This window comes from Morganella sp. GD04133 (genome assembly GCF_029835375.1).
Lineage (GTDB): Bacteria > Pseudomonadota > Gammaproteobacteria > Enterobacterales > Enterobacteriaceae > Morganella > Morganella morganii_B.
This window is the reverse complement of sequence record NZ_JAODZS010000010.1, coordinates 81,914-96,993: the sequence shown is the minus strand read 5'-3', so window position 1 is coordinate 96,993 and position 15,080 is coordinate 81,914. Positions and strand designations below refer to the sequence as shown.

Here is a 15,080-nt window from a genome sequence, read left to right as displayed (position 1 = left end):
GTTGCTGACAAATCACCGCGTATCCGCTATAATCTGCACCCTCTGTAAAACCCCTGTCGGGTGTGCGGATCCGGTCCCGGCGGTAACACCGGACCAAATCCGGGGTATTTCTTTGTCTGATTATCCACAGCACTTTACAACGTGGGTCACATTGAAGTAAAATTCCGCACCATTTTAAAGACAACTGGCATAACGCCAGTACAGACCTATTTATTGAGGTGAGAGGCACATGCCGGTAATTAAAGTACGTGAAAACGAGCCATTTGACGTTGCACTGCGTCGTTTCAAACGTTCCTGCGAAAAAGCAGGCGTATTAGCTGAAGTACGTCGTCGTGAGTTTTATGAAAAACCAACGACTGTACGTAAACGCGCTAAAGCATCTGCTGTTAAGCGTCACGCTAAGAAACTGGCTCGCGAAAACGCACGTCGCACTCGTCTGTACTAATCGCTGCGGCCGCGCCGCAACTTAGTCAGACCGCAGTAGTTGCAGTTAATGGCCGTGTTTCCGGAAGGAAGCGCGGCTTATTATCGTTATCAGACAGGCGAAAAAGGGGTTATGGCCGGGCGCATTCCACGCACATTTATCAACGACTTATTAGCGAGAACCGATATCATCGATCTTATCGATGTCAGGGTGCCGCTGAAAAAACACGGTAAAAATCACCAGGCGTGTTGTCCTTTCCACAACGAAAAAACTCCCTCTTTTACAGTCAGCAGCGATAAACAGTTTTACCACTGCTTCGGCTGTGGTGCCCACGGCAATGCTATTGATTTTTTAATTAATTATGACCGGCTCGAGTTTGTCGAGGCGATCGAAGAATTAGCAGCAATGCACGGGCTGGATGTTCCTTATGAAACCGGAAGCGGCAGCAGCCAGATAGAAAAACATCAGCGCCAGAATTTGTATCAGCTGATGGAAAAACTGGACAGCTTTTACCGCCATGCATTACAGGCCGATAACGCCGTGCATGCCCGTGAGTACCTGAACCGCAGGGGCCTGAGTCAGGACATTATCAGCCGGTTTGCTATCGGCTATGCCCCCGCCGGATGGGACAACGTCCTCAAACGCTTTGCCCGCAGCGAGGATGATCGTCAGCAGTTACTGGATGCCGGCATGTTAGTGGTCAATGATAACGGCCGCTGCTATGACCGCTTCCGGGAGCGCGTGATGTTTCCTATCCGTGACCGGCGCGGCCGGGTAATTGCTTTCGGCGGACGTGTCCTCGATGATGCGATGCCGAAATACCTGAACTCACCGGAAACCGATATTTTTCATAAGGGTCGTCAGTTATTCGGGCTGTATGAAGCACAGCAGAATAACCGCGAACTGTCCCGCATCCTTGTGGTGGAAGGCTATATGGATGTGGTTGCCCTGGCACAATTCGGTATTGATTATGCGGTGGCCTCACTCGGGACATCGACAACGGCAGAGCACATACAGTTGCTCTATCGGACATCTGATACCATAATTTGTTGTTATGACGGAGACCGTGCCGGACGCGAAGCCGCCTGGCGGGCACTCGAAACGGCCCTTCCTCATCTTAATGACGGGCGGCAGTTGCGTTTTATGTTTTTACCGGATGGTGATGACCCGGATTCACTGGTACGCCGCGAAGGCCGTGAAGCCTTCGAGCAGCGGCAGAATGAGGCACACAGTCTGTCTCAGTTTCTGTTCGATACCCTGCTGCGCCAGGTGGATATGAGCACCCCGGAGGGGCGCAGCAAGCTGAATGCCCTCGCCATGCCGCTGATAAGCCGCGTGCCGGGTGAAGCCCAACAGGCGTTTTTATTGCAGGATCTGGGCAATTTACTCGGATTGCCGGATATCACGCAGCTCAAACAGGCTGTCCGCCAGAGTGAAAACGGCCCCGGTTATCAGGCCCCGAAACTGAAACCGACCACTATGCGGATCCTGATTGCCCTGCTGGTACAGAATCCGCAGTTTGCACAGTTAGTGCCGCCGCTGGAATCCATTGATACCAGCCGTATTGCCGGTTTTTCATTATTCAGGGAGCTGATTGATACCTGTTTATCACAACCTGGGCTGACCACCGGTCAGTTACTGGAACACTACCGTGATAATAAATTAGCGCCACAGCTTGAAAAACTGGCCGGATGGAACGATATAGAGATAGATGAGATAGCAGAAAAAACCTTCAAAGATGCCTTAAATCATCTGGTGGTATCTGCACTCAATGATAGATTTAACTTCCTGATCGCCAAAGAGCGGACAGAAGGTCTGACCCCGGAAGAGCGCAATGAAGTGAGTCTTCTCGTACGGGTCCGGCAATAAGTATTATTATTAAACGATGATGAATATAACGGCTTAAGTGCCGCAGACAGCAGGAACAGCCCTGCATGCCATGTCACCAAGGTTCATGGCCGAAGAAAAGAAATCCTTGATTGTTATTGTTGCTGGCTAAGTTGTTTTGCCGACCAACACAAACCTAAATACTCAGAAGTGTGGATACCGTCTTATGGAGCAAAACCCGCAGTCACAGCTGAAACTTCTTGTCACCCGTGGTAAGGAGCAAGGCTATCTGACCTATGCTGAAGTCAATGACCATCTGCCTGAAGATATCGTCGATTCTGATCAGATCGAAGATATTATCCAGATGATCAATGACATGGGCATTCAGGTAATGGAAGAAGCACCTGATGCTGATGATCTGATGCTGGCAGAGAATTCAACAGACACCGATGATGATGCAGCCGAAGCTGCAGCACAAGTCCTCTCAAGTGTAGAATCGGAAATTGGCCGGACCACTGACCCTGTGCGCATGTATATGCGTGAGATGGGGACGGTAGAACTGTTGACCCGCGAAGGCGAAATTGACATTGCCAAGCGCATCGAAGATGGCATCAATCAGGTTCAGTGTTCCGTTGCTGAATATCCTGAGGCAATCACGTATTTACTCGATCAGTACGACCGCGTTGAAGCAGGCGAAGTCCGTCTTTCTGACCTGATTACCGGCTTTGTTGACCCGAACGCGGAAGAAGATCTGGCACCAACCGCAACCAACATCGGTTCTGAGCTGCCGGCCGAAGAATTAAACAAAGATGACGACGACGAAGACGAAGAAGAAGAGGATGACAGTGACAGCGATGACGATAACAGCATCGATCCTGAACTGGCTCGTCAGAAATTCGAAGCGCTGCGTGTGCAGCATGAAAAAGCGCGTCAGCAGATTAAAATTCACGGCCGCGACCACCCGAACACCAATGCGGAAATCCAGCAACTCTCTGAAGTTTTCAAAGAGTTTCGTTTAGTTCCGAAGCAGTTTGACCATCTGGTCAACAACATGCGTGAAATGATGGATCGTGTCCGTCAGCAGGAACGCTACATTATGAAACTCTGCGTTGAGCAGAGCAAAATGCCGAAGAAAAACTTCATCACCCTGTTCACCGGCAATGAAACCAGTGATTCCTGGTTTACGGCTGCTGTCGCGATGAACAAACCGTGGTCTGAAAAGCTGCAGGATGTCGCGGAAGAAGTTGAACGCAGCCTGCAACGCCTGCGTCAGATTGAAGAAGAAACCGGCCTGACCATTGAACAGGTCAAAGATATTAACCGCCGCATGTCTATCGGTGAAGCGAAAGCCCGCCGTGCGAAAAAAGAGATGGTTGAGGCGAACTTACGTCTGGTTATCTCTATCGCGAAAAAATACACCAACCGTGGCCTGCAGTTCCTGGATCTGATTCAGGAAGGTAACATCGGTCTGATGAAAGCGGTTGATAAATTTGAATACCGTCGTGGTTATAAGTTCTCAACCTATGCCACCTGGTGGATCCGTCAGGCGATTACCCGCTCTATCGCGGACCAGGCGCGTACTATCCGTATCCCGGTGCATATGATTGAGACTATCAACAAACTCAACCGTATCTCCCGCCAGATGCTTCAGGAGATGGGCCGTGAGCCGTCACCGGAAGAACTGGCAGAGCGGATGCTGATGCCGGAAGATAAGATCCGCAAAGTGCTGAAAATCGCCAAAGAGCCAATCTCAATGGAAACGCCGATTGGTGATGATGAAGATTCGCACTTAGGGGATTTCATCGAGGATACCACCCTCGAGCTGCCGCTGGATTCAGCCACCTCAGAGAGCCTGCGTTCCGCGACTCATGAAGTACTGGCCGGCCTGACCCCGCGCGAAGCGAAAGTACTGCGTATGCGTTTCGGTATTGATATGAATACTGACCACACGCTGGAAGAAGTGGGTAAACAGTTTGACGTTACCCGCGAACGTATCCGTCAGATCGAAGCGAAGGCACTGCGCAAACTGCGCCACCCGAGCCGTTCTGAAGTGTTACGCAGCTTCCTCGACGAATAATCCGCTTCAGGATCAGAGCATTATCAGGCGCCGTTTAACGGCGCCTTTTTTATGCTGACCCATTACCGGACACACAGTCATTCATTTACACAATTACCGCACATCAATCATTTTCCGAAGTCAATATTCCGCTCATAAAACAGTCAGATAGACAAGAAACGCTAGACCCCGCCGGAAACAGGCAGTATAATCATCCTCACTCGGCCCCTTAGCTCAGTTGGTTAGAGCACGCGACTCATAATCGCTTGGTCACTGGTTCAAGTCCAGTAGGGGCCACCAGATTTATCAGGGACTCAGATAAAAAATTATCTGAGTCCTTTTTTATACCATTTTAAACGATTCTTTCAGCACCCGCTGATTCTGAAATCTCTGCAAAATGCTGTCGCAGTATCTTACCGGAATCCTTAATACTCTTTTTCAGATCAAAAGGTACAACCCATAGTCGCAGTTCAGAATTAAACATGAATGAAGATTGGTATGGTTTTTTAAAACCTTCATGAGCAGGGTAAATCAGAAAAATATTTCCTTTTCCGTTCAGATATTTCATACCATAGGCATACATCTGATAAAAATCACCTTGTGATAACCCGGCCTTTTTTATCCCGCCATCTTCAGAGCTGATGATTTTCCATTTTGCATCACATATCTGTGGTAAATCCTGTGTATGCGGTTTTGGTACCAATAATATATCCGGTCTGAGCTGAAAAAAATCCTTATCATTATAATAAGTAAGTGAATGTTGTCTGGCCTGACATTTTATTCCCCAATCATCACTCATATGATGTCTCATCCACTGTGAAATAAATGCCTCAAAAACAGCTTCTGCCGGAAATAGCAATGATACAGCCTCAGCATTCCCACTCATGCAGTGAGGTGAGTTTCCGCTTAAGATCAGTTTTGCCCACTCGAGTGGAAGTGCATAATGCTGCATATGTCTGTCAGGTACCAAACTTCTGAACGCAATTGCCGGATCACTTATCATCGGAACTGCTTCAAATAAGTCACGAAATTTACGCAATCCCAGACGCAGCTGAGGGCTGTAAACTTCGTCGTATACTTTTTCAACCGCAGTTTTCAATATACGATTTTCCATGCGTTCAACACGGTATTCATCATATTCAACAAAAAAACGATCACGCCGAATGCTGTTTGCTTTTATCTGCTTACTGACCAGTAATTTACCTTTAAGCCAGGCACTATTTTTACTTTGCCGGAGGTAATCACTTTTAATTCCCTTTTTGAGTAATATCTGAAGACTACGAATAAACTGGCCAACAAAAATATCCGGTAATGTCATTTTTGATGTGGATATGAATGTATCTGTGCTGGCAATACAGCGAAATGTTTTCAATGTACGCAGCATCATCAGCAACTGAGTGCGGGACAGGCCGGCATCAGGATCCTTCTTCCCTGTTTTTGGTAAAATTTCAATGCGGATACCTTTCGGCAAAGCGAGAACACCTACATAGTTTTTTACCTGTAAAACCTTAACACCCGCCCGTACACAAAGTGTCAGCAGCCGCTGGTCAACCGTATCCTTATCTTTCAGGCAACGTTGTTCGAGCCATCGAAAAGCCGGTTCAGGCAGCGGCCTGGCATAGTTTGCCTTATCTTTATCCCGTTCGCTGACAAGATATCCATGTTCAAAAAGTGTAATTACCTTACCTTTTGGCATCAGTTATTCTCATTATTTAACGCTTCAGGATCATAAATTTGCTGATATGCCAAAGGATTATTCCACACTGCATCATCGTCAGAACATAACTGAAAGCTCATCCCGGCTTCATCAAGCTCATCCGGAACATCCTGACCAAACAGCTCAATGAGATTCTGTTGTTCACTGACCTGGCGAACAAAACGTAATGAATCATCCTTTTTCTGATTATCACCGAGTACCAACCGTATTTTATCCCAATCGTTATAAAAATACTCTTCCAGCAACGGAAGAACTTTATTTTTCATCACTCGCTGAAGAATCTTAAATGCCTCTTCCTGTGTTTCTTTCAATTGAATAACAGGGATAAAATAAGCATGCCCCAACGTATGCTCACTGTCATACAATACCCGGATACGGCGATTTAACGTCCCGAGTAACCGTGAAAGATTAACTCCCATAATATCGGTATTGCCCAGAGCCTCACTATCCGGTAATAATGGCGTAAACTCAAACCGGCGGCGTAATGCAGTATCCAGAGTAGTCAGTGAACGGTCCGCCGTATTCATCGTGCCTATTAGATACAGGTTATTAGGTACTCCGAAAGTATCCGATGAATACGGAAGATTTACCGTCAGAGCTTCCCGTTCTCCGAGACGCTTTGAAGATTCAATCAGCGTAATCAGTTCACCGAAAATTTTTGCAATATTCCCCCGGTTTATTTCATCAATAATAAGAACATAATTTTGTTTTTTCCCATCAGGAATTAATTTTACCGCAGGTGCAATATTGTATGTTCTAATCAGATAACTAAGGATACCCTTGACATACGGCAAGTTATAAATTCCTGCTTCATTGTGATAATAAAGACTAATAATATGCTTTATAGATGCAGGATATCCATACTCTAATTTTTCATTCGCATCCGGGTATACCCGGAATGTGGTATTGTTTGTATACCTGACACGGAACCCTTTACCAGTAGCAGTTTTTAGATCAACACCGTCATCTTCAGTACATTTTTTTTTAAATTTTTCGATGGCACTCTCAAGTTCAGGCCGGTTACCAGAATCGCCCTGCCCTAACAATGCATCGTCACAAATCTGTCGAAAAATACCGGGTTTTATTTCATAACTGACATTGCCATTATTTGTTTCAGCCCGTAAACCTTCAATAAACTCTTCATATCCAAAGCTTTGATGAAATGTTACAAAACGAATACGTTTTTGATCAATAAGTTCATCGTACAACTTTTTCAATGGTTCCCTGAACTGTTTTCCTTTAAATCCGGTTAACTTTGTATATTTTTCAGGTTCACAGGCCTGAACGGCAAGTTCAATGGTTTTGTACGTTTTTCCCGTTCCCGGCGGGCCATACAAAATTTGGTTTTTCGGAATACTGTAATCACGTCCATGTTCATATTCTGTGGCGATTTCTTCGTCGATAATTTCAGCCGAAGTATCACGAATACTGTTATTATTAGCTTCAATATCTTCATACAGATACCACAATGACATATTAAGCTCAACATCATCGGCATTATTATCCAGTGCATTATTCAACACTGTTTTCAGCCAGATATTTCTCTCCAGCCAGTTCCCGTTATCTTTTGATAATCCCAATTCAAACCGGTTATTAAGGAAAAAATAAACTTTAGAAAATGCCGACTCATTAATAACCGAACTCAGTTTATCAGGGTAGAATGCAGCAAATGCCCGGTGACAGAGTGCCCAGTAATGTTTCCGGAGAACATGGCTTTTCACTAAACTTCGTATCTGCTGGTATGCCTTTCCGAGAACATCCTGATTGCATCCCGACGAAATCGTTTTGGTTAATTCACGTAACTCGTGTTGCGCATTATCAAATTCCTCTTTGGACATTCCGCCCTGGTTCAGACTGGCGACCCCATTTCCGCGGGTGTACCAAATCTCGCGGATAATACCATCAGAAAAATCGGGGGATTCTCTTTTAACCCGTTCGACTAATTCCCGGTAAGATTTTCCCCACTTACTATTCTTATTGGCATTCATTCTGTCCCGTAAAAATTCATCCAAATTCTTTGATGTCAGATCCATATTTTGTCCTGTCATAAACGACCATCTGCTTATCAGATATCAATAAAAATTCATGCGCCCTTCAGCATATCAAACACCACACGGGCAAAGCCTTTCGCCAGCTCAGGATTAGACAGATATTGCATCATCATCTCCTGCTGGGCGTCGTTGCTGTCCATAACGGCATCATCAATGGCTTTCGGGAAATCCCCCAGCATGGCCTGTTCACGGGTGTTGTTCGCTATCTGCGTCATCACCGCCTGATTTTCCGACAGTTTGTCACGCACAGTGAAAGCATAATTGATCATATCTTTATCAGTGAGATTATCGGTGATAAACAGGTCATTAAGACGTGCCAGAATATTCGACAAAAACTCTTCTTTCTTGTCCTTTGGTTTCGCGGTGCCAATATCATTAACCGGCGTGAGTTTATAGTCTTCCGTATCTTCCTGCAGCTTCAGATTCTGTTCATGGAGCTTAGACAGACGGTAATGGCTCATTTCAACATTACTCAGATCAATCTCATCTTCTTCGATACGCTGCTCATGCAATAAAGGGCGCAGATGGCGGGCAAAAAGGCTCAGTTTTTCTAAGTTTTTATCATCGTAATCCACGATTTGTGACATAAACTCGTAAAAACGGACAAAGCTGCCGAGATCTTTCTTAAAAATATCCAGCTTATCTTTTTCCTGCTTACAGGCTTTAACGTTATTCTCTGCATTAGTGGTTACGACCACATCCCCGTATTTTTTGACGCGTTCAAACATCTCTTTCGCCTGAACATACGCATCAATCGCGGAGACATAACGCAGCTTCCAGCGCTGGACAGCAGGTTTACAAATATTACTGATGGCGGCATTGGATTTATTTTTGGTGAAGAAGGCTTCACAGAATTGCTCTACTTCACTCCACTGAAAAATACCGGCAGCCCGGAGTTTTTCAAATAGCTCAAAAGCCTGCTGAGGATCACTGACATCGTTTAATTCTGCTGTCTGATAATACGGCCGGAAAGCACCCAGAATATCGTCCGGTTCATTATAAAAATCGAGCACAAACGTGCCTGACTGCGCTTTCCCCGGGTAGATACGGTTCAGGCGTGACAGCGTCTGTACACATTCCACGCCGCCCAGCGCTTTATCGACATACATGGCGCACAGTTTAGGCTGATCAAAACCGGTCTGGAATTTATTGGCCACCAGCATGACCTGATAGTCATCGGTATCAAACGCTTTACGCATGTCCCGGCCTTTCAGCCCGGGATTCATATTGTTTTCAGTGAATTTCTGGTTAAGCAGCTCAGGGCTGTTATGGTCGTCCTCATTGAATTCAACTTCACCGGAGAATGCCACCATTGCATTGATTTTCTGGTATTTATTATCAGAAATATACTTATCGAATGCCAGCTTGTAGCGTACCGCCGCTTTACGCGAACTGGTCACAACCATGGCTTTCGCCTGACCGCCCAGCAAGTGCATGACATGCTTACGGAAGTGCTCAACAATCACTTTCACTTTCTGCGATATATTATGATCGTGCAGCGTAACCCACTGATTCAGCTTTATTTTGGCCTTTTTACTGTCCACTTCACAATCGGGGTCACCCAACGTTTGCAGCAGCTTATAAGCGACTTTGTAGTTGGTATAATTCTTCAGGACATCAAGAATAAAACCCTCTTCGATGGCCTGACGCATGGAATATACGTGGAACGCTTCCGGTTTGTTGGTTTTTGACGCCGGTTCAGAGGGATCAGGGCGACGACCGAACAACTCCAGTGTTTTGGCTTTTGGTGTGGCGGTAAAGGCATAATAATTCAGGTTATTGCTGCCTTTACGCGCGGCGACGGTAGCATCCAGAATATCTTCTGACGACATCACCACATCATCATCCGTTTCTTCGGTCATCAGCACTTCCTTCAGTTGGCGTGCCGTAGAGCCGCTTTGTGAGGAGTGCGCTTCATCGGCAATCACCGCGTATTTACGCTGTTTGAGGCTGACGCTGTTTTCAATCGCCTTTAATACAAACGGGAAGGTCTGGATGGTGACGATAATGATCGGCTGCGAATTTTCCAGCGCCGCAGCCAGTTTCTCCGATTTGGAGCCATCGCCCTCTTTGTTATTGATGCGCCCGACCACACCATCCTGATGTTCAAACTGATAGATAGTATCCTGCAACTGATCATCGAGCACAGTACGGTCCGTCACCACGATCACGGAGTGAAACTGTTTTTCACCTTTCGCATCATACAGGCGGGAGAGCTGATGGGCAGTCCAGGCGATAGAGTTGGATTTACCCGACCCCGCACTGTGCTGAACCAGATATTTATTGCCGGTGCCTTCTGCCACCGCAGCAGTGATCAGCTTATTCACCACGTCCCACTGATGGTAGCGCGGGAAAATCAGGCTCTCTTTTTTACCTTTCAGGCCGTTCCACTCTTCTTTCTCTTCAATTTGCAGATGCACAAAGCTGGCGAGAATTTTCAGCAGATTCTCCGGGCGCAGCACCTCATTCCACAGGTAACTGGTGGCGTAATCATTTTCATCTTCCGGGATATCATTGCCTGCTCCGCCATCATGGGTACCTTTGTTAAACGGCAGGAAGAAGGTTTTATCACCATCAAGTCTGGTCGTCATAAACACGTCGTACTGACTGACAGCAAAATGCACCAGCGCCCCGCGTTTAAAGGTCAGCAGTGGTTCGGGTTTATTGGTAACGGGATCTTTAGGCAAACGCGTTTTCTTATATTGCGTCATCGCGTTTTGCACCGTCTGTTTAAATTCAGACTTCAGCTCCAGCGTCGCTACCGGCAGGCCATTGATGAACAATACCAGGTCGATACGCCATTTCTTCGCCTTTACACCGGTTTCTTCATATGCGGTTTTTGATGCATGCGGGCTGTACACCAGCTCAGGAACTATGCGGCAGATATTTTGTTTGTAGCGCGCCAAAGTTTCCGGATTGAGAGTGTGTTCCGGTTTAAACTGGCACAGGGAAAACCGCGCATTATGGCTTTTGATACCATGACGTAATACGCCGAGTGTGCCATAAGTCCGCGACAGCATATCCGTAGCATTGATATCTGCTTTTTTCAGTTGCGCCACCAGCACATCGAGGAAGTGACGTTCGGTATCGGTGGGATAAATTTTGGCAAATTTTTCCCACTCGTTCGGCTGAGTGGTTTGCACAAACGTCAGCGCATCCTGTGAGTACAGCGCACGTTCGCGATCATAGCCGTCTGATTTACCACGAACCCAGCCTTTATCGATCATCTGAGCAATTATTTCGTCCTGGAAAATCAGCTCTTTGGTGCTGTCCATACTCATGCGGCAGTCTCCTCGGTTTTTTCTATTTCCTGAGTATCAGGGGCAACCCAATCGCGGACATCGATTTTACCGGTGACGGCGGCGGAGATTAGGGCGGTGCGGCGTTCTTGAAGAAGTTTAACAGTATGTACCGCATTATTTTCCATCAAATCGTAACGAGTTTCCTGTTCACTGAGAAAATCAACAATTGCATTCATTTCACACCTTGGTGGAATAGCAATAGGATAGTTAAGTAAAAAATCTGAAGGTACACGCTTCAGCCCACCGGCGCCAGTCATTGCTCCTGTTGCAGCTTGTATAAAATTATCTTCTTGAAGTCGATATAATAAATAATTTACCTGAACTTTTTTAATTGGCCTCAAAACATATATTTCTGTAGAACCAAAGCCGACTCTATTAATTAGACCGCTAGCTACAGCAATATTTTTGTTTTCAAAACATGGTGTAACCTTAGCCAACAGGAGATCATAATCTTCAAAATAAGAATAACCACACACCACTTCCTTTATTAGTTTACTTTCATCTGTTACAAGTGAGTTTCTTTTCAATTTTTCCATAGGAATGAAAGTACATTCATCATTCATTTTTAAATTTACAGATGATTTTTTAGGAGTTAGGAGTGATATATATTTAATTTTCGTACATAACCAATGCTCCGGTACTTCCCCCAACCACTCAACACCCGAATCTTTCATCGGTACATCCGGGTTTAATCCTTTCGTCACAGCATGGTTAATTACTGCCTGACGTTTTTCTTTTAGCAGTTCAATCAGTTGCTGTTGCTTTTCAATAAGGTTATCGATTTTTGCGGTTTCGTGATCGAGGAAAGCAGATATCTTGATTTGCTCCTCATATGATGGTAAAAGCAGTGGTAACCTTCTGAAATCCTCAAACTTCATTGATTGCCTCAAACCACCACCCATTCCGTAAAAAACCTTTGTTGTATCGTATGAATGCAGTAGTCGATAAAGAAAATTAGGATTTATAATACTTTTAGATTTCAATTTTAAATAAGCAGAGGTAATAATGCCTTTTTGTTTTGCCAAACCAACACGCAAACTATTTTTATCATTTTGCAAGTCTGTTAGCCTTAAAATAACATCTCCACAACTAACAATCTGATATGAATTAAATGACTCGGGAAGAAGACCAAAATTCGTTTCAACATCCCGGGGAATAATATTCCCGTAACTTAATGAAAGTACATTATTCTCAGCACCCTCAATGTTTTTCTGAGAGGATGCTTCACACAAAGCAAACGTAGGCTTTACTTCCCAGTGAGAAGGTATTGAATCTACCCACTCAACCCCGGAATCCTTATATTCCGGATACGCCTTATATTTCGTCATCAGGAATGTACCTCCTGCAGCAGCTTCATAATCTCGGCACTGACCGCATCCAAATCGGCATCAATTTCTTCCAGCGGGCGCGGCGGCTGATAGACGTAGAAATGGCGGTTAAACGGAATCTCATAACCCACAATCCCCACTTCGCCATCTTTCGCATCGCGCTTATCGGCATTAATCCAGGCATCGGCGACATGGGGCTGAACTTCTGCTTTAAAATAGGTTTCAATCAGGTCGCTGGTTGAAAGTTTCGGATCCAGCGGCACGTTTTCGTTATCCCGCAGATCGCCGTCCTGTTCAAACTCGACCACTTTACCGTTGTACTCAAACGCCCCGTACAGCGGTTGAGCATCTTCTTTCAGCGTCTTCTTCACCACCGGCTCGGCGTCCGGATTCTTCGTGGTGATGGCATCAATAAATTGTTTATTTTCTTTCGCATCCAGCTTCACACCCGCCTTTTTGACAGCCCCTTTCAGCGTCAGCTGAAACTGGTTAAAGTCGTTGCTCACCAGCGTCTTACCACCCGCCTGCGTACCAAGTGCTGTCTGAATCTGCTGCGCTTTTTCCATTAACCCGCGCTGTGCCAGCCACAGTTTGCTGTCGAGCAGGTCTTTAATCTGCTTCTCTTTCAGTTCGGCAAATTCGGCTTTAATGATGGCGCGCGCTTCTGTTTCCGTTTCTGAGAAGTCACCGTAGTTATCTTCCTGCCACTGTGAAGAAAACTCCTCATACAGACGCTCCATCGGCGCGTTAAACGGCTTCGGTGCAAAGCGCAGACCGGCAATCGCTTCATCCGTAACCTGAGCGGATAGCCGCAGCGGGCGCTCAATGGTCAGGCGGCGATAACCAAAATCGGTACTGTTAAAGATTTTACTGGCAAAGGTTTTCAGTGTTTCGGTTTTGGATGTGGCAGATTGGCGGCCGCGGTTGGATTTTTGTTCTGTCGCTTTTTCCAGACCCAGTTCTTCCAGAGTGGTGGCATCCACCACCTCAAAGTCCCCGAAGGTCTGCGTGATCAGCCTGATATCGTCTTCGCCCATCAGATTACGTTTGGAACCCAGTGACTTGCGCATTTTACCGTACAGATGAGTACCATCAATCAACTGCACTTTGCCTTTACGCTCCGGAGATTTGTTGTTCGATAAGATCCAGACATACGTTGCAATGCCGGTGTTATAAAACATATCGGTCGGCAACGCGACAATGCCTTCCAGCAGATCTGCCTCCAGAATGTAGCGGCGGATTTCACTCTCACCACTGCCCGCACTGCCGGTAAACAGCGGGGAGCCATTAAGGATAATCCCGATACGCCCGCCATGGGTTAAATGACCGTCCGCACTGTAGCTGTCACGCATTTTACTGATCAGGTGCATCAGGAACAGCAGCGAGCCGTCTGAAACACGCGGCAGGCCCGGGCCAAAGCGACCGTTATAACCTTTCTGTGTATGTTCGTCGTTGATTTCACCCTCAATCTTTTTCCAGTCCACGCCAAATGGCGGGTTAGAGAGCATGTAATCGAACTGATCCTGCGGCAATTGGTCATTAGAGAGGGTGTTACCCAGTTTGATGCGGCTGACGTCCTGACCTTTGATCAGCATATCGGCTTTACAGATAGCGTAGGATTCCGGGTTCAGCTCCTGACCAAAGGCACGCATCACCGCGTAAGGGTTCAATTCATGCACATATTCCATTCCCGAAGAGAGGAATCCGCCTGTCCCGGCCGTCGGGTCGTAAATGGTGCGGATGATACCGTCCTGCGTCAGCGCTTCATCATCTTCCATAAACACCAGCGAGGTGGTCAGACGCACAATATCGCGCGGGGTGAAGTGCTCACCAGCAGTATCGTTGGAACTTTCCGCGAAACGGCGGATAAGTTCTTCAAAGACCAGCCCCATATCATGATTGGAAATTTTCTCCGGGCTGAGATCGGTGGTGGCAAATTTCTTAACAACTTTAAACAGCAGGTTGGCATCATCCAGCAGACCGACAAACTCGCTGAATTTAAAATGTTCGAAGATTTCACGCGCATCCGCTGAAAATGACTGAACATAATTTTCCAGGTTGGCTTTAATATCATTCTGCCCCATCTTGCCGAGATCCATCGGCGACGCATTGAAGAATGTCAGACCACTGGCACGCAACAGAAATTTCTCTTTAGCGTCTTCCGGCAGTGGGCTTTTTTTTAATTCTTCCGCTTTTGCCACAACGGTTTCTTTGGTCCCGGCTAACACACATTCAAGACGACGCAGAAGTGTAAATGGCAGGATCACGCGCCCGTACTGAGATTGTTTAAAATCACCGCGCAGTAAATCGGCTACCGACCATATAAATGCAGCCGTTTGGGAAAAATTAGAGTCAGTCATAAGAGATCCTAAAAG

At 46.2% G+C, this 15,080-nt stretch carries 8 protein-coding genes and 1 tRNA gene; 4 read left to right on the top strand and 5 right to left on the bottom strand.

What is annotated here, in order from left to right; translation table 11 throughout:
• The first annotated feature begins 229 nt into the window (after window positions 1–229).
• From rpsU to N7387_RS06470, 4 genes are all read left to right on the top strand, one after another.
• The gene (gene rpsU, locus N7387_RS06485) at window positions 230–445 is read left to right on the top strand and encodes a 30S ribosomal protein S21 (protein WP_004240446.1); all 216 of its coding nucleotides are present in this window, start codon (window positions 230–232) and stop codon (window positions 443–445) included.
• A 111-nt stretch (window positions 446–556) separates the two neighbouring features.
• Window positions 557–2,293, top strand: a complete 1,737-nt coding sequence (gene dnaG, locus N7387_RS06480) for a DNA primase (RefSeq protein WP_262859116.1) — start codon at window positions 557–559, stop codon at window positions 2,291–2,293.
• 136 nt (window positions 2,294–2,429) lie between these two features.
• On the top strand, window positions 2,430–4,328 hold the full coding sequence (rpoD, locus tag N7387_RS06475; protein ID WP_223302412.1) for an RNA polymerase sigma factor RpoD: 1,899 nt from the start codon (window positions 2,430–2,432) through the stop codon (window positions 4,326–4,328).
• Between the two features lie 202 nt (window positions 4,329–4,530).
• A tRNA-Ile gene (locus N7387_RS06470) sits at window positions 4,531–4,607 on the top strand.
• Window positions 4,608–4,659: 52 nt separating this feature from the next.
• Here N7387_RS06470 and N7387_RS06465 read toward each other — a convergent pair.
• From N7387_RS06465 to N7387_RS06445, 5 genes are read right to left on the bottom strand one after another with little or no spacing between them, the layout of a single operon-like run.
• A complete protein-coding gene (locus N7387_RS06465; RefSeq protein ID WP_279797859.1) occupies window positions 4,660–6,003 on the bottom strand; it encodes an McrC family protein in 1,344 nt (447 codons plus the stop codon).
• Window positions 6,003–8,057 carry an AAA family ATPase gene (locus N7387_RS06460; RefSeq protein WP_279797857.1) on the bottom strand — a complete coding sequence of 685 codons (2,055 nt, stop codon included), beginning with the start codon at window positions 8,055–8,057 and terminating at the stop codon, window positions 6,003–6,005. Before N7387_RS06460 ends, N7387_RS06465 begins: the two co-directional genes overlap by 1 nt.
• 50 nt (window positions 8,058–8,107) lie before the next feature.
• Entirely contained in the window at window positions 8,108–11,356 is a 3,249-nt protein-coding gene (locus tag N7387_RS06455; protein ID WP_279797856.1) for a DEAD/DEAH box helicase family protein, read from the bottom strand.
• On the bottom strand, window positions 11,353–12,705 hold the full coding sequence (locus tag N7387_RS06450; RefSeq protein ID WP_279797855.1) for a restriction endonuclease subunit S: 1,353 nt from the start codon (window positions 12,703–12,705) through the stop codon (window positions 11,353–11,355). Before N7387_RS06450 ends, N7387_RS06455 begins: the two co-directional genes overlap by 4 nt.
• Window positions 12,705–15,065, bottom strand: coding sequence for a class I SAM-dependent DNA methyltransferase (locus tag N7387_RS06445; protein ID WP_279797854.1), 2,361 nt, complete (start codon window positions 15,063–15,065; stop codon window positions 12,705–12,707). The genes N7387_RS06450 and N7387_RS06445 overlap by 1 nt, the downstream gene beginning before the upstream one ends.
• Window positions 15,066–15,080: the final 15 nt, after the last annotated feature.

Excerpts from the sequence above, each read along its gene's own strand:
- rpsU (WP_004240446.1), top strand. The coding sequence starts at position 230 with ATGCCGGTAATTAAAGTACGTGAAAACGAGCCATTTGACGTTGCACTG.
- dnaG (WP_262859116.1), top strand. The coding sequence starts at position 557 with ATGGCCGGGCGCATTCCACGCACATTTATCAACGACTTATTAGCGAGA.
- N7387_RS06465 (WP_279797859.1), bottom strand. The coding sequence starts at position 6,003 with ATGCCAAAAGGTAAGGTAATTACACTTTTTGAACATGGATATCTTGTC.
- N7387_RS06460 (WP_279797857.1), bottom strand. The coding sequence starts at position 8,057 with ATGGATCTGACATCAAAGAATTTGGATGAATTTTTACGGGACAGAATG.
- N7387_RS06455 (WP_279797856.1), bottom strand. The coding sequence starts at position 11,356 with ATGAGTATGGACAGCACCAAAGAGCTGATTTTCCAGGACGAAATAATT.
- N7387_RS06450 (WP_279797855.1), bottom strand. The coding sequence starts at position 12,705 with ATGACGAAATATAAGGCGTATCCGGAATATAAGGATTCCGGGGTTGAG.
- N7387_RS06445 (WP_279797854.1), bottom strand. The coding sequence starts at position 15,065 with ATGACTGACTCTAATTTTTCCCAAACGGCTGCATTTATATGGTCGGTA.